Source organism: Escherichia sp. 93.0816, from assembly GCF_013368855.2.
GTDB classification, from domain to species: domain Bacteria; phylum Pseudomonadota; class Gammaproteobacteria; order Enterobacterales; family Enterobacteriaceae; genus Escherichia; species Escherichia ruysiae.
This window is the reverse complement of record NZ_JABWNC020000030.1, coordinates 13,146-34,763: the sequence shown is the minus strand read 5'-3', so window position 1 is coordinate 34,763 and position 21,618 is coordinate 13,146. Positions and strand designations below refer to the sequence as shown.

The following is a 21,618-nucleotide window of genomic DNA, read 5'->3' as shown; positions in this document are numbered from 1 at the left end:
CCTTTTTGCGCTGGTGAAGAAAGAATGCCGGATGCGACGCTGGCGCGTCTTATCCAGCCTACACTTGCCTATCCGTCCTGCTTTTGCATCCACTCCACCACAAAATCAGCCAGCCCCTCAACATCATTAATATCCAGTAATGCGACATCAAGATTAAGCGGCACATCACTGGCTACAGCAATAACATGCCTGTCTATCACTAATTCTTCCGGTCGATGTCCGGCCCCATCGCGAAACAGCACAATCTTTGCGATCTCTTCATGCTTAAACCCTTCGACCAGAATCAAATCCAGCTTTGAGGTATCCATTCGACTTGCGAGAAACTGTAGATCCAGCTCTTCTTCGTCTGGTGTTTCCGTCATCAAGGCCCATCGTTGCTGGCTGGCAACGATGGTTTGTGCCGCGCCAACCTTGCGCAGCTCATAGCTATCTTTGCCTGGCTTATCAACATCCATATCATGATGCGTATGCTTAATCAGCCCCGGACGGATCCCTCTGGCGCATAATGCCGGGATCAGTTTTTTCAGCAGCGTAGTTTTTCCGGTGCCACTCCACGCAGCAAAGGCGAGTAACGGTATCATCGTTTTTTCTGCCATCGGGCAAGCTCCTCTGGCGTATTCACGTTTATAAATGTCTCTTTGCGATCGCTGAAATCAACCGCGTGCCCACCAGCAAGATTCATAAAAGCCATCACCCGGCGCTCTCCGGACAGCAGGTATTCCTGCAATAATGGCTCAATAGCACGGTTTACCAGGGCTATAGTCGGGTGATCGCGTTCGCCGTCATGAACCCACACGACAGACGCATCTTTGCGCTGATGGTTAAGTCGGGAGACTAAATCCTGGGGAATATAGGGTGTATCGCACGGACAAAACAGAAACCACTCGCCTTTTTCCTGCTGCATTACTGAAAGCATTCCCGCCAGTGGCCCAGGGTAATCCGCCAGAGAATCCGCTATCACTTTCAGACCGGTTGCCTGATAGATTTCCTGATGGCGATTGGCATTAACCACGACGTGAGACAGCTGCGTCATAAGCGCGTCAGCGACATGTTGCCACAGCGGTTTGCCATTTAATTCAAGCAATCCTTTATCTACGCCGCCCATTCGTCTGGCTTTACCTCCTGCTAGCACAACGCCTGTTATCATCGTCATCAGATTCACCGATATCGCCTCTTTTATTGTGGGATTGACCCTGCTAACGTGTCTGTCTCAAGAGTAAGGAGCATCACTATGAAATGTAAACGTCTGAATGAAGTTATTGAACTCCTCCAGCCAGCCTGGCAAAAAGAGCCAGATCTTAACCTGCTGCAATTTTTGCAGAAACTGGCGAAAGAGTCAGGTTTTGACGGCGAACTGGCGGATTTGACGGATGACATTCTGATCTATCATTTGAAAATGCGTGATTCCGCGAAAGATGCGGTGATCCCAGGTTTGCAGAAAGATTATGAAGAAGACTTCAAAACGGCGCTATTACGCGCACGCGGCGTAATTAAAGAGTAAAAGCTTGTAAGCGGCGCGACCAAAATCATCGTGAAATGATATCCTTCATCATTCGTAATGTTTTCCGGATGATGGGATGAACAACAACGCTTTTACTTTCCAGACACTACACCCGGATACCATCATGGACGCTCTGTTTGAGCAAGGGATCCGGGTGGATTCCGGGCTTACCCCGCTTAACAGCTATGAAAACCGTGTCTATCAATTTCAGGACGAAGATCGTCGACGTTTTGTCGTCAAATTTTACCGCCCTGAACGCTGGACAGCCGATCAAATCCTCGAAGAACATCAATTTGCCTTGCAGCTGGTTAACGATGAAGTTCCGGTCGCAGCACCTGTGGCCTTTAACGGTCAGACTTTATTGAATCATCAGGGATTTTATTTCGCCGTTTTCCCAAGCGTCGGTGGTCGCCAGTTCGAAGCTGATAATATCGATCAGATGGAAGCGGTTGGTCATTATCTGGGGCGTATGCACCAGACGGGGCGCAAACAGCTTTTTATCCATCGCCCGACCATCGGCCTGAATGAATATCTCATTGAGCCACGTAAACTGTTTGAGGACGCTACGCTGATACCTTCCGGGTTGAAAGCGGCATTCCTGAAAGCGACAGATGAGCTGATCACCGCCGTTACAGCGCACTGGCGGGAAGATTTCACCGTTCTGCGGCTACATGGTGACTGCCATGCCGGGAACATTCTCTGGCGCGATGGTCCGATGTTTGTCGATCTGGATGATGCACGTAATGGCCCGGCTATTCAGGATTTGTGGATGTTGCTGAATGGTGATAAAGCCGAGCAGCGTATGCAACTGGAAACTATTATTGAAGCTTATGAAGAATTTAGCGAGTTCGACACCGCTGAAATCGGACTGATTGAACCTTTACGCGCCATGCGTTTGGTTTATTATCTTGCATGGCTAATGCGGCGTTGGGCTGATCCCGCGTTCCCGAAAAATTTCCCGTGGTTAACCGGGGAAGATTACTGGCTGCGACAGACGGCGACTTTTATAGAACAGGCAAAAGTTCTACAAGAACCCCCTTTGCAATTAACACCTATGTATTAATCGGAGAGAGTAGATCATGAAAAAGATTTGGCTGGCGCTGGCTGGTTTAGTTTTAGCGTTTAGCGCATCGGCGGCGCAGTATGAAGATGGTAAGCAGTACACCACCCTGGAAAAACCGGTTGCTGGCGCGCCGCAAGTGCTGGAGTTTTTCTCTTTCTTCTGTCCGCACTGCTATCAGTTTGAAGAAGTTCTGCATATTTCTGATAACGTGAAGAAAAAACTGCCGGAAGGCGTGAAGATGACTAAATACCACGTCAACTTCATGGGTGGGGATCTGGGCAAAGAACTGACTCAGGCATGGGCAGTGGCGATGGCGCTGGGTGTGGAAGACAAAGTCACTGTTCCGCTGTTTGAAGGCGTACAGAAAACCCAGACCATTCGTTCTGCATCTGATATTCGCGATGTATTTATCAACGCAGGTATTAAAGGTGAAGAGTACGACGCGGCGTGGAACAGCTTCGTGGTGAAATCTCTGGTCGCTCAGCAGGAAAAAGCCGCAGCTGACGTGCAATTGCGTGGTGTTCCGGCGATGTTTGTTAACGGTAAATATCAGCTGAATCCGCAGGGTATGGATACCAGCAATATGGATGTTTTTGTTCAGCAGTATGCTGATACAGTAAAATATCTGTCTGAGAAAAAATAATTCATTGTAAATTACATAAAGCCCGTGAATATTCACGGGCTTTTTTTATCATTTAATAAATATAAATACATTCTGATAATGCACCCTGTTACTGGACATTATTTCAGCATAAGTGGATATTCAAAGTTTTGCTGTTTTATCAGGGAATATTTATATGATACGTAAGTCAGTTACAGGTGTCATTGTTGCGTTAACCGTTATCTGGGGTGGTGGCACATGGTATACAGGTACGCAAATTCAGCCAGGTGTCGAAAAGTTTATTAAAGATTTTAACGATGCTAAAAAGAAAGGTGAACATGCCTACGATATGACGTTAAGTTATAAAAAATTTGACAAAGGCTTTTTTAATTCCCGTTTTCAAATGCAACTTACATTTGATAACGGCGCACCCGATTTCAATATCAAGTCAGGCCAGAAAGTTGCATTTGATGTGGATGTTGAGCACGGTCCGTTACCCATCACAATGTTAATGCGTGGTAATGTCATCCCCGCACTGGCAGCGGCAAAAGTGAACTTAGTGAATAATGAACTGACACAACCGCTATTTATCGCCTCGAAAAATAAATCGCCCGTTGAAGCGAAATTGCGATTCGCGTTTGGTGGCTCATTCTCCACGACATTAGATGTTGCCCCTGCAGAGTATGGAGAGTTTTCCTTTGGTGAAGGCCAGTTTACTTTTAATGGTGATGATAGTTCATTGTCTAACCTGGATATTGAAGGTAAGGTCGAAGATATTGTCCTGAAATTATCGCCAATAAGCAAAGTAACGGCGAAGAGTTTTACCATTAATTCTCTGACGCGATTAGAAGAAAAGAAATTTCCGGTTGGTGAAAGCGAGTCAAAATTTAATCGGATTAACATTATCAATCGCGGTGAAGATATCGCCAAAATTGATGCTTTCGTTGCAAAAACCAGGCTAGATCGCGTAAAAGATAAAGATTATATCAATGTCAATCTGACCTACGAACTTGATAAGTTAACAAAAGGGAATCAGCAACTCGGTAGTGGTGAGTGGTCATTGATTGCTGAATCTATTGATCCCTTAGCGGTGCGCCAATTTATCATCCAGTATAACATTGCGATGCGGAAGCAGCTTGCTGCACACCCTGAGTTAGCAAACGATGAAGCTGCTCTGCAAGAAGTGAATGCTGCATTGTTCAAAGAGTATTTACCGTTATTACAAAAAAGTGAGCCAGTTATTAAATTACCGGTTAGCTGGAGAAATACTCTCGGAGAACTAAACGCCAATCTGGATCTGAGTATTGATGATCCAGCCAAATCTTCATCATCCACAAACAAAGATATCAAATCGTTCAATTTAAACGTGGCTTTACCGCTTAATGTTGTTACAGAAACAGCAAAACAACTTAATTTATCTGAAGGTATGGATGCTGAAAAAGCCCAGAAGCGGGCGGATAAACAAATCAGCGGGATGATGACATTAGGTCAGATGTTTCAGTTAATCACGATTAACAACAATACCGCCTCGCTGCAGTTGCGTTATACACCGGGTAAAGTTGTTTTTAACGGGCAGGAGATGAGCGAAGAAGAATTTATGTCTCGTGCCGGACGTTTTGCACATTAATATAATATCTCGCCTCTGCTAATTCAGAGGCGAGAAAAGCTACTTATTCTGGCGCTGCGATGACATCAATGACGTCAGAAGCCTGTCTTTTTCATGCCACAGTGAGTTCAGCCATTGCTGAAAATGGCGTTTAAAACTTTTGTCATTGATATAGTCGCCATGCAACTCTTCAGCAATAGGCTGTAAATCCACATGCACGACAATTCTGGTCAGTTTGCCACTTAGCATATCGAAGAATGGTTGACGGTGATTATCCGGGTAACACAGCGTAACGTTGAGCAATTTATCGAATTGTTTACCCAGTACATTCAGCGCCATCGCAATACCGGCAGCTTTTGGCGGCAGAAGATTTTGAAATGTTGAGTGGGTTTGCTGGTGTTTCTCTTCAGTGAAGCGGGAACCCTCAACAAAATTCACAATAGTGGTGGGATGCAGGCGAAATTTTTCGCAGGAACGACGAGTGGTTTCAACATCTTTACCACGTCGCTCCGGATGACGTAACAAATAAGCGCGCGAATAACGCTTCATAAACGGCATATCAAGCGCCCAACACGCCAGGCCAAGAAAAGGCACCCAGGCCAGTTGCTGTTTGAGGAAATATTTATTCATCGGAATGTGCTTACGAAACAGCACGCACAGTACGACAATATCTGCCCAGCTACGGTGATTACAAATAAGCAGATACCAGTTCTTTTTACTTAACCCTTCCAGCCCGTGAACTTCCCATCGCAAATGTGGATTAAGGTGTAGTAATAGCGCCAGTCCTTCGCACCAGCAATACATCATAAAATCACAAAAACGTGAAACTTTTCGCCATATCATTGGCACAGGTAACAATAGTTTTACGATCCCGGCAATGATGATCGGGACGGAACAAAAAATGGTAACCAAAATGGTCAATACGATACTCAGCAAAAGGGTTATCGTAGCGAGTATTCTCGTCATAATTAATTTATTCAAAAAGTTAGCCATAGACAGTGCGCGAAAGAAGCGCAAGGCGCAGATTTTAGCAGAAAACGCCCCAAATAACGGATGATCCTGAAGTAGAAAAATAATTTATATCTATCCACATTAGAAGAAATCCTATTATCTCAATTATTAGGGATGGCTTTATTTTTAACTGCATGAAAAACAAAGATAAACATCATGCTGTAAAAAGCATGATAATAAATTAAAAGCGATGTAAATAATTTATGCACAAAGTTATCCACATGACGATTTGCGAGCGATCCAGAAGATCTACAAAAGATTTTCACGAAAAGCGGTGAAAAACTCATGTTTTCATCCTGTCTGTGGCATCCTTTACCCATAATCTGATAAACAGGCACGGACATTATGGTTCAGATCCCCCAAAATCCACTTATCCTTGTAGATGGTTCATCTTATCTTTATCGCGCATATCACGCGTTTCCGCCGCTGACCAACAGCGCAGGCGAGCCGACCGGTGCGATGTACGGTGTCCTCAACATGCTGCGTAGTCTAATCATGCAATATAAACCGACACATGCAGCGGTGGTCTTTGACGCCAAGGGAAAAACCTTTCGTGATGAACTGTTTGAACATTACAAATCACATCGCCCGCCAATGCCGGACGATTTGCGAGCGCAAATCGAACCCCTGCACGCAATGGTCAAAGCGATGGGACTGCCGCTGCTGGCGGTTTCTGGCGTAGAAGCGGACGACGTTATCGGTACTCTGGCGCGCGAAGCCGAAAAAGCCGGGCGTCCGGTGCTGATCAGCACTGGCGACAAAGATATGGCGCAGCTGGTGACGCCAAATATTACGCTTATCAATACCATGACGAACACCATCCTCGGCCCGGAAGAGGTGGTGAATAAGTACGGCGTACCGCCAGAACTGATCATCGACTTCCTGGCGCTGATGGGTGACTCCTCCGATAACATTCCTGGCGTACCGGGGGTTGGTGAAAAAACCGCGCAGGCATTGCTGCAGGGTCTTGGCGGGCTGGATACGCTGTATGCCGAGCCGGAAAAAATTGCTGGCCTAAGCTTCCGTGGTGCGAAAACAATGGCGGCCAAGCTCGAGCAAAACAAAGAAGTGGCTTATCTCTCTTACCAGCTGGCGACGATTAAAACCGACGTTGAACTGGAGCTGACCTGTGAACAACTGGAAGTGCAGCAACCGGCGGCTGAAGAGTTGTTGGGGCTGTTCAAAAAGTATGAGTTCAAACGCTGGAGTGCTGATGTAGAGGCGGGCAAATGGTTACAGGCCAAAGGGGCTAAACCTGCCGCGAAGCCGCAGGAAACGCTTGTTGTCGACGAAACGCCAGAAGTGGTGGCAACGGTGATTTCTTACGATAACTACGTCACTATCCTTGATGAAGATACGCTGAAAGAATGGATTACGAAGCTGGAAAAAGCGCCGGTATTTGCATTTGATACCGAAACTGACAGCCTCGATAACATCTCTGCCAACCTGGTCGGGCTTTCTTTTGCTATCGAGCCAGGCGTAGCGGCATATATTCCGGTTGCTCATGATTATCTCGATGCGCCCGATCAAATCACCCGCGAACGTGCACTCGAGTTGCTAAAACCGCTGCTGGAAGATGAAAAGTCGCTGAAGGTCGGGCAAAACCTGAAATACGATCGCGGTATTCTGGCGAACTACGGCATTGAGCTGCGTGGGATTGCCTTTGATACCATGCTGGAGTCCTACATTCTCAATAGCGTTGCCGGGCGTCACGATATGGACAGCCTCGCGGAACGTTGGTTGAAGCACAAAACCATCACTTTTGAAGAGATTGCCGGTAAAGGCAAAAATCAACTGACCTTTAACCAGATTGCCCTGGAAGAGGCCGGACGTTACGCCGCCGAAGATGCAGATGTCACCTTGCAGTTGCATCTGAAAATGTGGCCGGATCTGCAGAAACACAAAGGGCCGTTGAACGTCTTCGAGAATATCGAAATGCCGCTGGTGCCGGTGCTTTCACGCATTGAACGTAACGGTGTGAAGATCGATCCGAAAGTTCTGCACAATCATTCTGAAGAGCTCACTCTGCGCCTGGCGGAGCTGGAAAAGAAAGCGCATGAAATTGCGGGTGAAGAATTTAATCTTTCTTCAACCAAGCAGTTGCAAACTATTCTTTTTGAAAAACAGGGCATTAAGCCGCTGAAGAAAACGCCGGGTGGTGCGCCGTCAACGTCAGAAGAGGTGCTGGAAGAGCTGGCGCTGGACTATCCATTACCGAAAGTGATTCTGGAGTATCGTGGTCTGGCGAAGCTGAAATCAACCTATACCGACAAACTACCGTTGATGATTAACCCGAAAACTGGGCGCGTACATACTTCTTATCATCAGGCGGTAACCGCGACGGGACGTTTATCGTCAACCGACCCTAACCTGCAAAACATTCCGGTGCGTAACGAAGAAGGTCGCCGTATCCGCCAGGCGTTTATTGCGCCGCAGGATTACGTGATTGTTTCTGCGGACTACTCGCAGATTGAACTGCGCATTATGGCGCATCTCTCGCGAGATAAAGGCCTGCTGACCGCATTCGCGGAAGGAAAAGATATTCACCGGGCAACGGCCGCAGAAGTGTTTGGTTTGCCGCTAGAAACCGTCACCAGCGAGCAACGCCGTAGTGCGAAAGCAATCAACTTTGGTCTGATTTACGGCATGAGTGCTTTCGGCCTGGCGCGCCAGTTAAACATTCCGCGCAAAGAAGCGCAGAAGTACATGGATCTTTACTTCGAACGCTATCCGGGCGTGCTGGAGTATATGGAACGTACCCGCGCACAGGCGAAAGAGCAGGGCTACGTTGAAACGCTGGACGGACGCCGTCTCTATTTGCCGGATATCAAGTCCAGCAACGGTGCGCGTCGTGCTGCGGCTGAACGTGCAGCAATTAACGCGCCGATGCAGGGAACCGCAGCCGACATCATCAAACGGGCTATGATTGCCGTAGATGCATGGTTACAGGCCGAGCAACCGCGCGTTCGTATGATCATGCAGGTACACGATGAACTGGTATTTGAAGTTCATAAAGATGATCTCGATGTGGTATCAAAGAAAATCCATCAATTGATGGAAAACTGTACCCGTCTGGATGTGCCGTTGCTGGTGGAAGTCGGAAGCGGTGAAAACTGGGATCAGGCGCACTAAGATTCGCCTGAATATGCCCTTTTTTCGTAAGTAAGCAACATAAGCTGTCACGTTTTGTGATGGCTATTAGAAATTCCTATGCAACAACTGAAAAAAAATTACAAAAAATGCTTTCTGAACTGAACAAAAAAGAGTAAAGTTATTCGCGTAGGGTACAGAGGTAAGATGTTCTATCTTTCAGACCTTTTACTTCACGTAATCGGATTTGGCTGAATTTTTTAGCCGCCCCAGTCAGTAATGACTGGGGCGTTTTTTATTGGGCGAGAGAAAAGATCTGAATTGCCTGATGCATAACGCTTATCAGATTTACGGCGTGAGTCGCAATATTTTGAAGACCCTGGCCAGACAAAGCATTTAAGCTGCATCCGGCACCGGGGAAAGAAAATTATTCGCCGTCCTGATTCTCTTCGACGGGCTGCATTTCGCTAAACCAGGTATCCAGCTTCTGACGCAGCTTATCCACACCTTGTTTCTTCAGCGAAGAGAAAGTCTCTACCTGTACATCACCATTAAATGCCAGCACCGCTTCACGCACCATATTCAATTGCGCTTTACGTGCACCGCTCGCCAGTTTGTCCGCTTTGGTCAGTAGCACCAACACGGCGATATTGCTGTCCACCGCCCACTCAATCATCTGCTGATCGAGATCTTTCAGCGGATGGCGAATATCCATCAGTACCACCAGACCTTGCAGGCTCTGACGTTTTTCGAGGTATTCGCCGAGCGCGCGCTGCCATTTGCGCTTCATCTCTTCCGGGACTTCCGCATAACCGTAGCCAGGCAAGTCAACCAGACGCTTGCCATCAGCCACTTCAAACAGGTTGATAAGCTGGGTGCGCCCTGGTGTTTTCGAGGTACGAGCCAGGCTTTTCTGGTTAGTCAGCGTGTTCAGCGCGCTGGATTTACCTGCGTTGGAACGGCCTGCAAAAGCCACTTCGATCCCGGTATCGGAAGGTAAGTGGCGAATATCAGGCGCACTCATCACAAAATGCGTCTGTTGATAATTCAAATTAGTCAAAGCGGTCGTCTCCGTCAGTCAAAGCTTTTCAGCGATTATACCTGAACCACAATAAAAGACGGATTTTTCGGGGGACATGGTGTAAGTAAAAGCCACATGCTTTGTGAGACATTGCCGATCATCTTTATGCGAAATCGAAGAGAAAATTCTGCGATGCATGTCAAATAGGTCAAATAAATCATGTGATTAGTTTTATACAATAATCTGAAAATGAGAAAATACTGATGATAGTTTATTGTTTGTTTAGCGCAGAAGCGTAAAGTAGCACCCATAGAGCGAGGACGCTAACAGGAAGATGACTCAGGATGAGGGTCAGGAGCGCCAGGAGGCGAAGACAGAGGATTGTCAGGAAGACAAACGTCCGGAGACGTAATTAAACGGAAATGGAATCAACACGGAATGTTCTGGCTAATGGAAAAACAGGGTGTGTTGGCGGCCTGCAAGGATTGTAAGACCCGTTAAGGGTTATGAGTCAGGAAAAAAGGCGACAGAGTAATCTGTCGCCTTTTTTCTTTGCTTGCTTTCTGTTAGATTCCGCCGCAAATCTATACTGAATAAAACGGCAAAAAGACGAATCATTATGAAACCATCATCTTCAAACTCACGCAGCAAAGGTCACGCAAAAGCGCGTCGAAAAACACGCGAGGAGCTGGATCAGGAAGCTCGTGACCGCAAGCGCCAGAAAAAACGCCGTGGTCATGCGCCGGGCAGCCGCGCAGCGGGCGGTAACACTACATCAGGCAACAAAGGCCAGAACGCACCGAAAGATCCACGTATTGGCAGTAAAACCCCTATTCCATTGGGTGTGACTGAAAAAGTCACCAAACAGCACAAACCGAAGAGTGAGAAACCTATGCTTTCACCGCAGGCGGAGTTGGAGTTATTGGAAACGGATGAGCGTCTGGATGCGCTGCTGGAACGTCTGGAAGCAGGCGAAACCCTGAGCGCCGAAGAGCAATCCTGGGTTGATGCCAAACTGGATCGTATTGATGAGTTGATGCAGAAACTCGGCCTCTCTTATGACGACGATGAAGAAGAGGAAGAAGACGAGAAGCAAGAAGACATGATGCGTCTGCTGCGGGGCAACTAACGGATTGCCACCGTGGGCCTTCCCGTTCTGCTGATAACCCTTCCGGTTATATGTTATCTGGTGTGGTTATTCGTTAAACTACAACGGTTGTCGCGGCGACAAAAGTGGCTGCGCAACCGGCTGATGACCCGAACCGGGCATCCGTCGGTACGCCGTAGCCGCCAGAGACGCCATCGGAAGGAGTGAGCATGTCTGTACAGCAAATCGACTGGGATCTGGCCCTGATCCAGAAATATAACTATTCCGGGCCACGATACACCTCGTACCCGACCGCGCTGGAGTTTTCAGAAGACTTCGGCGAACAGGCGTTTTTACAAGCCGTGGCGCGCTATCCTGAGCGTCCATTATCTCTCTACGTACATATCCCGTTCTGCCACAAGCTTTGCTACTTCTGCGGTTGCAATAAGATTGTCACACGCCAGCAGCACAAGGCTGACCAATACCTGGACGCGCTGGAGCAAGAAATCGTTCATCGTGCACCGCTGTTTGCCGGGCGTCACGTTAGTCAGTTGCACTGGGGCGGCGGTACGCCGACGTATCTGAATAAAACGCAAATCAGCCGCCTGATGAAGCTGCTGCGGGAAAACTTCCAGTTCAATGCCGACGCGGAAATCTCGATCGAAGTCGATCCGCGTGAAATCGAACTGGATGTACTCGATCATTTACGCGCCGAAGGTTTTAACCGTCTGAGCATGGGCGTGCAGGACTTCAACAAAGAAGTACAGCGTCTGGTCAATCGCGAGCAGGATGAAGAGTTCATCTTTGCGCTGCTTAACCATGCGCGTGAGATTGGCTTTACCTCCACCAACATTGACCTGATTTACGGCCTGCCGAAACAGACGCCGGAGAGTTTCGCTTTTACCCTGAAACGCGTAGCGGAACTTAACCCCGATCGTCTGAGTGTCTTTAACTACGCGCATCTGCCGACCATTTTTGCTGCTCAGCGTAAAATCAAAGATGCTGACCTGCCGAGCCCGCAACAGAAACTCGATATTCTGCAAGAAACCATCGCCTTCCTGACGCAATCGGGCTATCAGTTTATTGGTATGGATCACTTTGCCCGCCCGGATGACGAGCTGGCTGTGGCTCAGCGTGAAGGCGTGCTGCATCGTAATTTCCAGGGCTACACCACTCAGGGGGATACCGACCTGCTGGGGATGGGCGTTTCAGCCATCAGCATGATTGGCGACTGCTACGCGCAAAACCAGAAAGAGTTGAAGCAGTACTATCAGCAGGTGGATGAACAAGGCAATGCGCTGTGGCGCGGTATTGCATTAACGCGCGATGACTGTATTCGCCGCGATGTGATTAAGTCTCTGATCTGCAATTTCCGTCTGGATTACGCCCCCATTGAGCAACAGTGGGATTTGCACTTCGCTGATTACTTTGCGGAAGATCTCAAGCTGCTCGCCCCGTTAGCAAAAGATGGGCTGGTGGATGTCAATGAGAAGGGGATTCAGGTGACGGCGAAAGGCCGCTTGCTGATCCGCAACATTTGCATGTGCTTCGATACTTATCTGCGCCAGAAAGCGCGGATGCAGCAGTTCTCACGGGTGATTTAAATAGTGAATGGCGCTTCGTTTATAAGGATGATAAACGAAGCGCCATGAGATTGATGACAAACCTCACAAAAGAATGCGAACTGTCCCCTCGCCCCATTGGGGAGAGGGTTAGGGTGAGGGGAACATGTCGGCATCGATGCGAACAATGACCCTCACTCTGGCTCTCTTGCCTTTCAGGGAGACAATCAGGCTCGCATTGGCTACTCAGCAGTCTATAACGAGCTTCAGCTAAACAGCCCAATCATCGCGACACACAGGATGGCCGCAACGGCAGTTTGCGGTGTGTGGCTATCAACTGCGCCACTCGATACCAGATTAATTATTGATTCCAGCATAATGACTTCCCCCGTTTTCCGGGCAAGATCATACTGAACTTATCAGAACAGTAAAGCGCAAAATAACAGCAATTTGCGCTCAATAATCAATCTTTACACACCAGCCGTGAATCACTCCATCCCCAACTCTTTTAACTTACGTGTCAGGGTGTTACGTCCCCAACCAAGCAGTCGCGCTGCTTCCTGTTTATGCCCCTGCGTATGTCGCAAAGCAGTAGTTAGTAACGTCCGCTCCAGCTCTGGCTGCGCTTCAGAAAGCAGGTTTTGATGACCGGAACGCAGCGCCCGATCTGCCCATTGCGCTAACAACGTTGCCCAACTGTCCGGCTGCATAGTGGAAGGACTTTCCGGAACAGTAGATTCAAACAGTTCGCCGGGCAAATCCTGAATCAACACTTCCTGTCCGGCGGCCATCACCGTTAGCCAGCGACAGGTGTTTTCCAGTTGGCGCACGTTCCCCGGCCATGCCAGACGCGTCAGCGCGGCTTCGGTTTCCGGATGCAGCAACTTCGCTTCTACGCCCAATTCGCGCGCGGCAACCTGCAAAAAATGGCGCGCCAGGCGGGGAATATCTTCCCGACGCTCGCGCAGTGGTGGCAGATGAACACGGATAACGTTCAGGCGGTGGAAAAGATCCTCACGGAACTTGCCTTCCTGCACCCGCTGTTCGAGATTCTGGTGAGTCGCGGCAATAATACGCACATCCACTTTCACCGGCGCATAGCCGCCAACGCGGTAAAACTGACCGTCTGCCAGCACGCGCAGCAAACGCGTCTGCACATCCAGCGGCATATCGCCAATTTCGTCGAGAAATAACGTACCGCCATCGGCCTGTTCAAAACGCCCCTGGCGAACGGTATTGGCACCAGTAAACGCGCCTTTTTCGTGACCAAACAGTTCTGATTCGATCAAATCTTTTGGGATAGCCGCCATATTCAGCGCGATAAACGGCGCTTTGGCTCGCGGGCTGTGGCGATGCAGGGCATGAGCGACCAGCTCTTTACCGGTGCCGGACTCGCCATTGATCAACACGCTAATCGAAGAACGCGAAAGCCGACCAATAATTCGGAACACGTCCTGCATGGCTGGCGCTTCGCCGATGATATCGGTCGTCGGGCCGTTAAGCTGAATATTGCGCGGCTGCTGCTGTTCCTGGTAATGGCTGATGGCGCGCTCAACCAGCGCGACGGCTTCGTCGATATCAAACGGTTTGGGCAGATAATCAAACGCCCCTTGTTGATAGGCGCTGACAGCGGCATCCAGATCCGAGTGCGCGGTCATAATGATGACCGGAAGCATCGGATGGCGCTGTTTAATCTGTTTGAGCAGCGCCAGCCCGTCCATTCCGGGCATACGGATATCTGAAAGCAATACATCCGGCGTTTTACTCGCCAGCGCCTCCAGCACTTCTGCGCCGTTCTCAAACGCCGTACAGGTTAAACCCGCCCCAGCGAGCGCACGTTCAAGCACCCAACGGATGGAACTATCGTCATCGACTACCCAGACTATCCCTCGTTGCATAAACGTCACCTTTATTTCCTGATAGGCAGGTAAACCGAGAACTCGGTATGACCTGGCCAACTGGTAAATTCAATTTTGCCTGAATGCTGATCAATCAAATTACGGGCGATGGATAAGCCAAGCCCGGTGCCGCCTTCGCGACCGCTGACCATCGGGTAAAACAGCGTATCCTGTAAGTGAGGTGGGATACCTGGCCCGTTGTCTTCTACATCAATTCGCGCCGCCAGCCGATAACGCTCGCCGTGTAAGGTCAGTTGAAACGCGGTGCGGGTACGCAGAATAATTTCGCCGCCTTCCGGTCCCAGTGCCTGTAGCGCATTACGCACAATATTCAGCAATACCTGTTCAATTTGATCCGGATCGTGCGCCAGTTCCGGCAGGCTGGGGTCGTAATCACGAATCAACCGCACGTTACCCGGCAGTTCCATCGATACCAGCGCCACTACGCGCTCTGCCACCTTGTGAATACTTTCGGTAACACGTGTGCCAGGCAGTTGCGGCCCCAACAGACGGTCGACCAGATTACGTAATCTGTCCGCCTGCTCGATAATCACTTTGGTATATTCCAGCAGCGATGGATCGGGCAACGCTTTGCTGAGCAGCTGCGCCGCGCCACGTAAACCGCCAAGCGGATTTTTAATCTCATGCGCCAGGCCGCGTACCAAATCGCGGGCAGCTACCTGCTGGGCGTGCTGTAGCTGTTCCTGACTTAAGCGGCGCTGATTATCCATTGGTGCCATCTCCAGCAGGATCATGCCATCTGGCATACGCTGAGCCGTCACAGAAAGGATATGTGAGCGCCCGTCAATCACCAGCGTCACTTCGTTATCGGTAAACCCTTGCCCCGCCTCCAGACTTTCTTGCATCAACTCGATATTTAATGAGAAGTAGCTCAACAGTTCCGGTAACGGAGTACCGAACAATTTGCGGGAGCTTTGGGCGAGCAGTTGTTGCGCGGCGGGGTTGGCGTAATGTATCGCCAGATTGTCATCAATTAACAAAATACTGTTAATCAGCGAGTTGAGGATCTGCCCAGCATCGGGCTGCGTGCCTGTTGCCATAAAGCAGTCTCCTGAACAGGTTGCACCATTTTAGTGCATTATAGCTTTTTACGGATAAAAAGCGCGAAGCATCAGAGAAATGACGGAGAAAAAAGCCCATGCAGAGATGGGCTGAAAGTTTCCACGGCAACTAAATCCCGGCGTTGTTCGCGCCGGGTAGTACAACTTCAACTATTAGACGCTGTAGTACAGCTCAAACTCTACCGGATGCGGAGTCATACGCACGCGGTCATCTTCTTCGCGACGCAGGGCGATGTACGCATCGATTGCTTCATCAGTGAACACGCCACCGGCTTTCAGGAACTCGCGGTCCAGATCCAGTTCGTTCAGTGCTTCTTCCAGAGAGCCTGCAACCTGTGGGATCTCTTTCGCTTCTTCCGGCGGCAGGTCATACAGGTTTTTGTCCATCGCTTCGCCCGGATGGATCTTGTTCTTGATACCATCAAGACCGGCCATCAGCAGGGCAGCAAAGCACAGGTACGGGTTAGCCGCCGGGTCCGGGAAACGTACTTCGATACGACGTGCTTTCGGAGAAGAAACCACCGGAATACGGATAGACGCAGAACGGTTACGTGCAGAGTAAGCCAGCATTACCGGTGCTTCGTAGCCCGGGACCAGACGCTTATAAGAGTTGGTGGTCGGGTTTGCCAGGGCGTTAATCGCTTTAGCGTGTTTGATTACGCCGCCAATGTAGTACAGCGCCTGCTCAGACAGACCTGCGTATTTATCGCCCGCGAACAGGTTAACGCCGTTTTTAGACAGCGACATGTGGCAGTGCATACCGGAGCCGTTATCACCGAACATCGGTTTTGGCATAAAGGTCGCAGTTTTACCGAAGCGGTGCGCCACGTTGTGAACGACATATTTGTAGATCTGAATTTCGTCAGCTTTTTTGGTCATGGTATTGAAGCGGGTTGCCACTTCGTTCTGACCTGCGGTCGCTACTTCGTGGTGATGTGCTTCAACCACCAGACCCATCTGTTCCATTACCAGGCACATTTCAGAACGGATATCCTGAGCTGAGTCTACCGGCGGAACCGGGAAGTAACCGCCTTTCACTGCCGGACGGTGACCTTTGTTACCACCTTCGTATTTGGTGGAGGAGTTCCATGCGCCTTCGATATCGTCGATAGCAACGTGAGAACCGGAGATAGAAGATCCGAAACGGATGTCATCGAACAAGAAAAATTCTGGTTCTGGCCCGAACAGTACGGTGTCGGCAATGCCAGTAGAGCGCAGGTAATCTTCGGCGCGTTTCGCGATGGAGCGCGGGTCACGGTCATAGCCTTGCAGGGTGCCAGGTTCAAGGATGTCGCAACGGATAATCAGGGTAGAGTCGGCGAAGAACGGGTCAATCACTGCGGTGGATGCGTCTGGCATCAGTACCATGTCGGATTCGTTAATGCCTTTCCAGCCGCCAATCGAGGAGCCGTCAAACATTTTGCCTTCTTCGAAGAATTCAGCATTCACCTGATGAGCAGGGATAGTGACGTGCTGTTCTTTACCTTTGGTATCGGTGAAGCGCAAATCAACAAACTTCACTTCGTGCTCGTTCAGCATCGTCAGTACGTGTTCAGCGGACATACTTTAACTCTCCTGGATTGGTCATGGTCGTCGTGGTAACGAAATCTGCAATTATTTTGGCCGTGTCGCCGTAAAAAAGATAAAGCGAAATCTGTGCCAACTTTTAAATTGCCCCTAAAAGGCGTTATCATGCTTAACATCGTGCAAAAGGGCTGCACCGTGATGTGAATGTTGCACCAATATAGTGCTTCAATGGAAACATTAAGCACCATGTTGGTGCAATGACCTTTGGATAACCCTTTTTATGCTCCGTGAAAGCGATCACAAAGGGACTCTGCAATACTTGTTTGCGGAGGATGTTTGTGATCCTGTTTTGTAGTGCGATTAATCCGTGTACAATAACGCGCTATTTCTAATGCCTGAGGCAAAGTTGTGATCGAAAAATTGCGTAATATCGCCATCATCGCGCACGTCGACCATGGTAAAACCACCCTGGTAGACAAGCTGCTCCAACAATCCGGTACGTTCGACTCTCGTGCCGAAACCCAAGAGCGCGTGATGGACTCCAACGATTTGGAGAAAGAGCGTGGGATTACCATCCTCGCGAAAAACACCGCTATCAAATGGAATGATTACCGTATCAACATCGTTGATACCCCGGGGCACGCCGACTTCGGTGGTGAAGTTGAACGTGTAATGTCCATGGTAGACTCAGTGCTGCTGGTGGTTGACGCATTTGACGGCCCGATGCCGCAAACGCGTTTCGTAACCAAAAAAGCGTTTGCTTACGGCCTGAAGCCGATTGTTGTTATCAACAAAGTTGACCGCCCTGGCGCGCGTCCTGACTGGGTTGTGGATCAGGTATTTGACCTGTTCGTTAACCTCGACGCGACCGACGAGCAGCTGGACTTCCCGATCGTTTACGCTTCTGCGCTGAACGGCATCGCGGGTCTGGATCACGAAGATATGGCGGAAGACATGACCCCGCTGTACCAGGCGATTGTTGACCACGTTCCTGCACCGGACGTTGACCTTGACGGTCCGTTCCAGATGCAGATTTCTCAGCTCGATTACAACAGCTATGTTGGCGTTATCGGCATTGGCCGCATCAAGCGCGGTAAAGTGAAGCCGAACCAGCAGGTTACTATCATCGATAGCGAAGGCAAAACCCGCAACGCGAAAGTCGGTAAAGTGCTGGGCCACCTCGGTCTGGAACGTATCGAAACCGATCTGGCGGAAGCTGGCGATATCGTTGCGATCACGGGCCTTGGCGAACTGAACATTTCTGACACCGTTTGCGACACGCAAAACGTTGAAGCATTGCCGGCACTCTCCGTTGATGAGCCGACCGTTTCCATGTTCTTCTGCGTTAACACCTCTCCGTTCTGCGGTAAAGAAGGTAAGTTCGTAACGTCTCGTCAGATTCTGGATCGTCTGAACAAAGAACTGGTACACAACGTTGCGCTGCGCGTAGAAGAAACCGAAGACGCCGATGCGTTCCGCGTTTCTGGTCGTGGCGAACTGCACCTGTCTGTTCTTATTGAGAACATGCGTCGTGAAGGTTTCGAACTGGCGGTATCCCGTCCGAAAGTTATCTTCCGTGAAATCGACGGTCGTAAACAAGAGCCGTTCGAAAACGTGACTCTGGACGTTGAAGAACAGCATCAGGGTTCTGTAATGCAGGCGCTGGGCGAGCGTAAAGGCGAGCTGAAAAACATGAATCCAGACGGTAAAGGCCGCGTACGTCTCGACTACGTGATCCCAAGCCGTGGTCTGATTGGTTTCCGTTCTGAGTTCATGACCATGACTTCCGGTACGGGTCTGCTGTACTCCACCTTCAGCCACTACGACGACGTGCGTCCGGGCGAAGTGGGTCAGCGTCAGAACGGCGTACTGATCTCTAACGGTCAGGGTAAAGCGGTAGCGTTCGCGCTGTTTGGTCTGCAGGATCGCGGTAAGCTGTTCCTCGGTCACGGTGCAGAAGTTTACGAAGGTCAGATCATCGGTATTCACAGCCGCTCTAACGACCTGACTGTAAACTGCCTGACCGGTAAGAAACTGACCAACATGCGTGCTTCCGGTACTGACGAAGCCGTTGTTCTGGTTCCACCAATCCGCATGACTCTGGAACAAGCTCTGGAGTTCATCGATGATGACGAACTGGTAGAAGTGACTCCGACCTCTATCCGTATTCGTAAACGTCACCTGACGGAAAACGATCGTCGCCGCGCTAACCGTGGTCCGAAAGAAGATTAATTTTTCTTTTTAGTCGTGAAAAACCTGCCAGCGATGGCAGGTTTTTTTTGCCTGTGCAGGTCTGATAAGAGGCGTCAGCATCGCATCAGGCATTATCGAAAGCCCTGCACACGGAGAAAATCCGCAATCGCGTCAGTGTTGTTGTGACCAATAACACTTTCAGCACAGGCACTCGCCATTACCCATCGCAATACCTTTCCCAGCCATCCTCAAAATAAAGGCTATGATTTCATCCAGCGCGATGCCACCTGGGTTAACCCGCTTACCCTGGTATCTAACGCCTGAATCTTAACCATTCATCTATTGCGAAAAAGCCAGTGAAATTACTCTGCTTTTTCGCAATCAGCGTCACAAGATTACCCTTATTGCCACATAGCCAAACCCCTCCTTTCCCGCTACAGTTAATTTCCTGTGGCGAGAAAGGAGGCAAAAATGCTCTATATCTTTGATTTAGGTAATGTGATTGTCGATATCGACTTTAACCGTGTGCTGGGAACCTGGAGCGATTTAACGCGCATTCCGCTGGCATCGTTGAAGAAGAGTTTTCATATGGGGGAGGCGTTTCATCAGCATGAGCGTGGGGAAATTAGCGATGAAGCGTTCGCAGAGGCGCTGTGTCATGAGATGGCCTTACCGCTAAGCTATGAGCAGTTCTCCCACGGCTGGCAGGCGGTGTTTGTCGCGCTGCGCCCGGAAGTGATCGATATCATGCATAAACTGCGTGAACAGGGGCATCGCGTGGTGGTGCTTTCCAATACTAACCGCCTGCATACCACTTTCTGGCCGGAGGAATACCCGGAAATCCGCAACGCTGCCGACCATATCTATCTGTCGCAAGATTTAGGTATGCGCAAACCGGAAGCGCGGATCTACCAGCATGTTTTACAGGCAGAAGGTTTTTCACCCAGCGATACCGTCTTTTTCGATGACAACGCCGATAATATAGAAGGGGCTAATCAGCTAGGCATTACCAGCATTCTGGTGAAAGATAAAACCACCATCCCGGACTATTTCGCGAAGGTGTTATGCTAAAAACCATCCATGAAAAAGCCAGGCATCGTACTCGTCCGCTATGGGCCTGGCTGAAACTACTCTGGCAACGCATTAATGAGGACAACATGACAACCCTGGCAGGTAACCTTGCCTATGTGTCGTTGCTCTCATTAGTGCCGCTGGTTGCCGTTGTTTTTGCGCTTTTCGCCGCTTTTCCCATGTTTTCCGACGTCAGCATTCAGTTGCGTCACTTTATTTTCGCCAACTTTCTGCCTGCCACCGGCGATGTTATCCAGCAATATATCGAACAGTTTGTTGCCAATTCCAACAAGATGACCGCCGTCGGGGCATGTGGCCTGATCGTCACGGCGTTATTGCTGATGTACTCCATCGATAGCGCACTTAACGCCATCTGGCGCAGTAAACGGGTGCGTCCCAAAATTTACTCGTTTGCCGTGTACTGGATGATTTTGACGTTAGGGCCGCTGTTGGCAGGTGCCAGTCTGGCGATCAGTTCCTATCTGCTCTCCCTGCGCTGGGCGAGCGATCTCAATACCGTCATCGACAATGTGCTGCGTATTTTTCCGTTGCTGTTGTCGTGGATCTCCTTCTGGCTGCTGTACAGCATTGTTCCTACCATCCGCGTACCTAACCGCGACGCTATTGTCGGCGCGTTTGTTGCCGCGCTCCTGTTCGAAGCAGGAAAGAAAGGTTTCGCGCTTTATATCACCATGTTCCCGTCGTATCAGCTCATTTACGGTGTGCTGGCGGTGATCCCCATTCTCTTTGTCTGGGTCTACTGGACATGGTGTATCGTCTTGCTTGGCGCGGAAATTACTGTCACTCTCGGGGAATACCGCAAACTAAAACAAGCTGCTGAACAAGAAGAAGACGACGAACCATGATTGCATTAATTCAACGCGTAACCCGTGCCAGCGTCACCGTGGAGGGAGAAGTGACGGGCGAAATTGGCGCAGGACTTTTGGTGTTATTGGGTGTCGAAAAGGATGACGACGAACAGAAAGCAAACCGTCTGTGCGAGCGTGTGCTCGGCTATCGCATCTTCAGCGATGCCGAAGGCAAGATGAATCTCAACGTGCAACAGGCTGGCGGCAGTGTGCTGGTGGTTTCCCAGTTTACCCTTGCCGCAGATACCGAACGGGGGATGCGTCCAAGTTTCTCCAAAGGCGCATCACCGGATCGCGCAGAGGCGTTATATGACTATTTCGTCGAACGCTGCCGTCAGCAGGAGATGAACACGCAAACAGGACGCTTCGCTGCGGATATGCAGGTATCGCTGGTCAATGATGGCCCCGTGACGTTCTGGTTGCAGGTATGAGCCAG

The 21,618-nt window shown here is 49.7% G+C and carries 20 protein-coding genes and 1 pseudogene; 13 read left to right on the top strand and 8 right to left on the bottom strand.

The annotated features are described in order from the left end of the window. Positions 1–68: 68 nt before the first annotated feature. Both mobB and mobA read right to left on the bottom strand, forming a co-directional pair. Positions 69–596 carry a molybdopterin-guanine dinucleotide biosynthesis protein MobB gene (gene mobB, locus HEM79_RS20610; RefSeq protein WP_176241923.1) on the bottom strand — a complete coding sequence of 176 codons (528 nt, stop codon included), beginning with the start codon at positions 594–596 and terminating at the stop codon, positions 69–71. After that, complete coding sequence (gene mobA, locus HEM79_RS20605) at positions 578–1,162, bottom strand: molybdenum cofactor guanylyltransferase MobA (protein WP_176241922.1); 585 nt, start codon at positions 1,160–1,162, stop codon at positions 578–580. Before mobA ends, mobB begins: the two co-directional genes overlap by 19 nt. A gap of 69 nt (positions 1,163–1,231) precedes the next feature. On the opposite strand from mobA, the gene HEM79_RS20600 reads away from it, so the two are divergent. The 4 genes from HEM79_RS20600 to HEM79_RS20585 all read left to right on the top strand — a co-directional run bounded on the left by HEM79_RS20600 (position 1,232) and on the right by HEM79_RS20585 (position 4,792). After that, on the top strand, positions 1,232–1,501 hold the full coding sequence (locus HEM79_RS20600; RefSeq protein ID WP_001295263.1) for a YihD family protein: 270 nt from the start codon (positions 1,232–1,234) through the stop codon (positions 1,499–1,501). A gap of 76 nt (positions 1,502–1,577) precedes the next feature. Continuing rightward, positions 1,578–2,564 (top strand): stress response kinase SrkA, encoded by a 987-nt coding sequence (srkA, locus tag HEM79_RS20595; RefSeq protein WP_176241921.1) that lies wholly within the window; start codon positions 1,578–1,580, stop codon positions 2,562–2,564. A gap of 16 nt (positions 2,565–2,580) precedes the next feature. Then, entirely contained in the window at positions 2,581–3,207 is a 627-nt protein-coding gene (dsbA, locus tag HEM79_RS20590) for a thiol:disulfide interchange protein DsbA (protein ID WP_000725344.1), read from the top strand. A gap of 154 nt (positions 3,208–3,361) precedes the next feature. Then, complete coding sequence (locus tag HEM79_RS20585) at positions 3,362–4,792, top strand: DUF945 family protein (protein WP_176241920.1); 1,431 nt, start codon at positions 3,362–3,364, stop codon at positions 4,790–4,792. A 39-nt stretch (positions 4,793–4,831) separates the two neighbouring features. Here HEM79_RS20585 and HEM79_RS20580 read toward each other — a convergent pair whose 3' ends face one another. Continuing rightward, positions 4,832–5,764 (bottom strand): acyltransferase, encoded by a 933-nt coding sequence (locus HEM79_RS20580; protein ID WP_176241919.1) that lies wholly within the window; start codon positions 5,762–5,764, stop codon positions 4,832–4,834. Between the two features lie 363 nt (positions 5,765–6,127). On the opposite strand from HEM79_RS20580, the gene polA reads away from it, so the two are divergent. Both polA and HEM79_RS23195 read left to right on the top strand, forming a co-directional pair. Further along, a complete protein-coding gene (gene polA / locus HEM79_RS20575) occupies positions 6,128–8,914 on the top strand; it encodes a DNA polymerase I (RefSeq protein WP_176241918.1) in 2,787 nt (928 codons plus the stop codon). A gap of 165 nt (positions 8,915–9,079) precedes the next feature. Continuing rightward, entirely contained in the window at positions 9,080–9,127 is a 48-nt protein-coding gene (locus HEM79_RS23195; protein ID WP_071892919.1) for a spot 42 RNA, inhibition of DNA synthesis, read from the top strand. 172 nt (positions 9,128–9,299) lie between these two features. Here the strand turns inward: HEM79_RS23195 and yihA are convergent, their stop codons facing one another. Continuing rightward, on the bottom strand, positions 9,300–9,932 hold the full coding sequence (gene yihA / locus HEM79_RS20570) for a ribosome biogenesis GTP-binding protein YihA/YsxC (RefSeq protein ID WP_000183348.1): 633 nt from the start codon (positions 9,930–9,932) through the stop codon (positions 9,300–9,302). Positions 9,933–10,166: 234 nt separating this feature from the next. Between yihA and HEM79_RS20565 the strand changes: the two are divergent. The 3 genes and pseudogenes from HEM79_RS20565 (at position 10,167) to hemN (ending at position 12,584) form a co-directional block, all read left to right on the top strand. Continuing rightward, positions 10,167–10,394: pseudogene (locus HEM79_RS20565) on the top strand (hypothetical protein). 118 nt (positions 10,395–10,512) lie between these two features. Continuing rightward, a complete protein-coding gene (gene yihI, locus HEM79_RS20560) occupies positions 10,513–11,022 on the top strand; it encodes a Der GTPase-activating protein YihI (protein WP_010348274.1) in 510 nt (169 codons plus the stop codon). 188 nt (positions 11,023–11,210) lie between these two features. Then, positions 11,211–12,584, top strand: coding sequence for an oxygen-independent coproporphyrinogen III oxidase (gene hemN / locus HEM79_RS20555; protein ID WP_176241917.1), 1,374 nt, complete (start codon positions 11,211–11,213; stop codon positions 12,582–12,584). A gap of 224 nt (positions 12,585–12,808) precedes the next feature. Here hemN and HEM79_RS20550 read toward each other — a convergent pair whose 3' ends face one another. The 4 genes from HEM79_RS20550 to glnA form a co-directional block, all read right to left on the bottom strand. Next, a complete protein-coding gene (locus tag HEM79_RS20550; protein WP_000893993.1) occupies positions 12,809–12,919 on the bottom strand; it encodes a YshB family small membrane protein in 111 nt (36 codons plus the stop codon). Positions 12,920–13,030: 111 nt separating this feature from the next. Further along, positions 13,031–14,440 carry a nitrogen regulation protein NR(I) gene (gene glnG / locus HEM79_RS20545; protein ID WP_176241916.1) on the bottom strand — a complete coding sequence of 470 codons (1,410 nt, stop codon included), beginning with the start codon at positions 14,438–14,440 and terminating at the stop codon, positions 13,031–13,033. Between the two features lie 11 nt (positions 14,441–14,451). Beyond that, a complete protein-coding gene (gene glnL / locus HEM79_RS20540) occupies positions 14,452–15,501 on the bottom strand; it encodes a nitrogen regulation protein NR(II) (protein ID WP_000190576.1) in 1,050 nt (349 codons plus the stop codon). A gap of 174 nt (positions 15,502–15,675) precedes the next feature. Further along, on the bottom strand, positions 15,676–17,085 hold the full coding sequence (gene glnA, locus HEM79_RS20535) for a glutamate--ammonia ligase (RefSeq protein ID WP_085461419.1): 1,410 nt from the start codon (positions 17,083–17,085) through the stop codon (positions 15,676–15,678). A 372-nt stretch (positions 17,086–17,457) separates the two neighbouring features. On the opposite strand from glnA, the gene typA reads away from it, so the two are divergent. From typA to dtd, 4 genes are all read left to right on the top strand, one after another. Next, positions 17,458–19,281 carry a ribosome-dependent GTPase TypA gene (typA, locus tag HEM79_RS20530; protein WP_000570663.1) on the top strand — a complete coding sequence of 608 codons (1,824 nt, stop codon included), beginning with the start codon at positions 17,458–17,460 and terminating at the stop codon, positions 19,279–19,281. A gap of 432 nt (positions 19,282–19,713) precedes the next feature. Beyond that, on the top strand, positions 19,714–20,313 hold the full coding sequence (gene yihX, locus HEM79_RS20525) for a glucose-1-phosphatase (RefSeq protein WP_176241915.1): 600 nt from the start codon (positions 19,714–19,716) through the stop codon (positions 20,311–20,313). Beyond that, complete coding sequence (locus HEM79_RS20520; protein ID WP_000920721.1) at positions 20,307–21,179, top strand: virulence factor BrkB family protein; 873 nt, start codon at positions 20,307–20,309, stop codon at positions 21,177–21,179. Before yihX ends, HEM79_RS20520 begins: the two co-directional genes overlap by 7 nt. Next, complete coding sequence (gene dtd, locus HEM79_RS20515) at positions 21,176–21,613, top strand: D-aminoacyl-tRNA deacylase (RefSeq protein ID WP_000560983.1); 438 nt, start codon at positions 21,176–21,178, stop codon at positions 21,611–21,613. Before HEM79_RS20520 ends, dtd begins: the two co-directional genes overlap by 4 nt. Positions 21,614–21,618 lie beyond the last annotated feature (5 nt).

Coding starts and splice junctions, on each gene's coding strand:
- mobB (WP_176241923.1), bottom strand. CDS start 596: ATGGCAGAAAAAACGATGATACCGTTACTCGCCTTTGCTGCGTGGAGT.
- glnA (WP_085461419.1), bottom strand. CDS start 17,085: ATGTCCGCTGAACACGTACTGACGATGCTGAACGAGCACGAAGTGAAG.
- HEM79_RS20585 (WP_176241920.1), top strand. CDS start 3,362: ATGATACGTAAGTCAGTTACAGGTGTCATTGTTGCGTTAACCGTTATC.
- yihX (WP_176241915.1), top strand. CDS start 19,714: ATGCTCTATATCTTTGATTTAGGTAATGTGATTGTCGATATCGACTTT.
- srkA (WP_176241921.1), top strand. CDS start 1,578: ATGAACAACAACGCTTTTACTTTCCAGACACTACACCCGGATACCATC.
- HEM79_RS20550 (WP_000893993.1), bottom strand. CDS start 12,919: ATGCTGGAATCAATAATTAATCTGGTATCGAGTGGCGCAGTTGATAGC.
- polA (WP_176241918.1), top strand. CDS start 6,128: ATGGTTCAGATCCCCCAAAATCCACTTATCCTTGTAGATGGTTCATCT.
- hemN (WP_176241917.1), top strand. CDS start 11,211: ATGTCTGTACAGCAAATCGACTGGGATCTGGCCCTGATCCAGAAATAT.
- dtd (WP_000560983.1), top strand. CDS start 21,176: ATGATTGCATTAATTCAACGCGTAACCCGTGCCAGCGTCACCGTGGAG.
- glnL (WP_000190576.1), bottom strand. CDS start 15,501: ATGGCAACAGGCACGCAGCCCGATGCTGGGCAGATCCTCAACTCGCTG.
- glnG (WP_176241916.1), bottom strand. CDS start 14,440: ATGCAACGAGGGATAGTCTGGGTAGTCGATGACGATAGTTCCATCCGT.
- HEM79_RS20520 (WP_000920721.1), top strand. CDS start 20,307: ATGCTAAAAACCATCCATGAAAAAGCCAGGCATCGTACTCGTCCGCTA.
- HEM79_RS20600 (WP_001295263.1), top strand. CDS start 1,232: ATGAAATGTAAACGTCTGAATGAAGTTATTGAACTCCTCCAGCCAGCC.
- HEM79_RS20580 (WP_176241919.1), bottom strand. CDS start 5,764: ATGGCTAACTTTTTGAATAAATTAATTATGACGAGAATACTCGCTACG.
- yihI (WP_010348274.1), top strand. CDS start 10,513: ATGAAACCATCATCTTCAAACTCACGCAGCAAAGGTCACGCAAAAGCG.
- dsbA (WP_000725344.1), top strand. CDS start 2,581: ATGAAAAAGATTTGGCTGGCGCTGGCTGGTTTAGTTTTAGCGTTTAGC.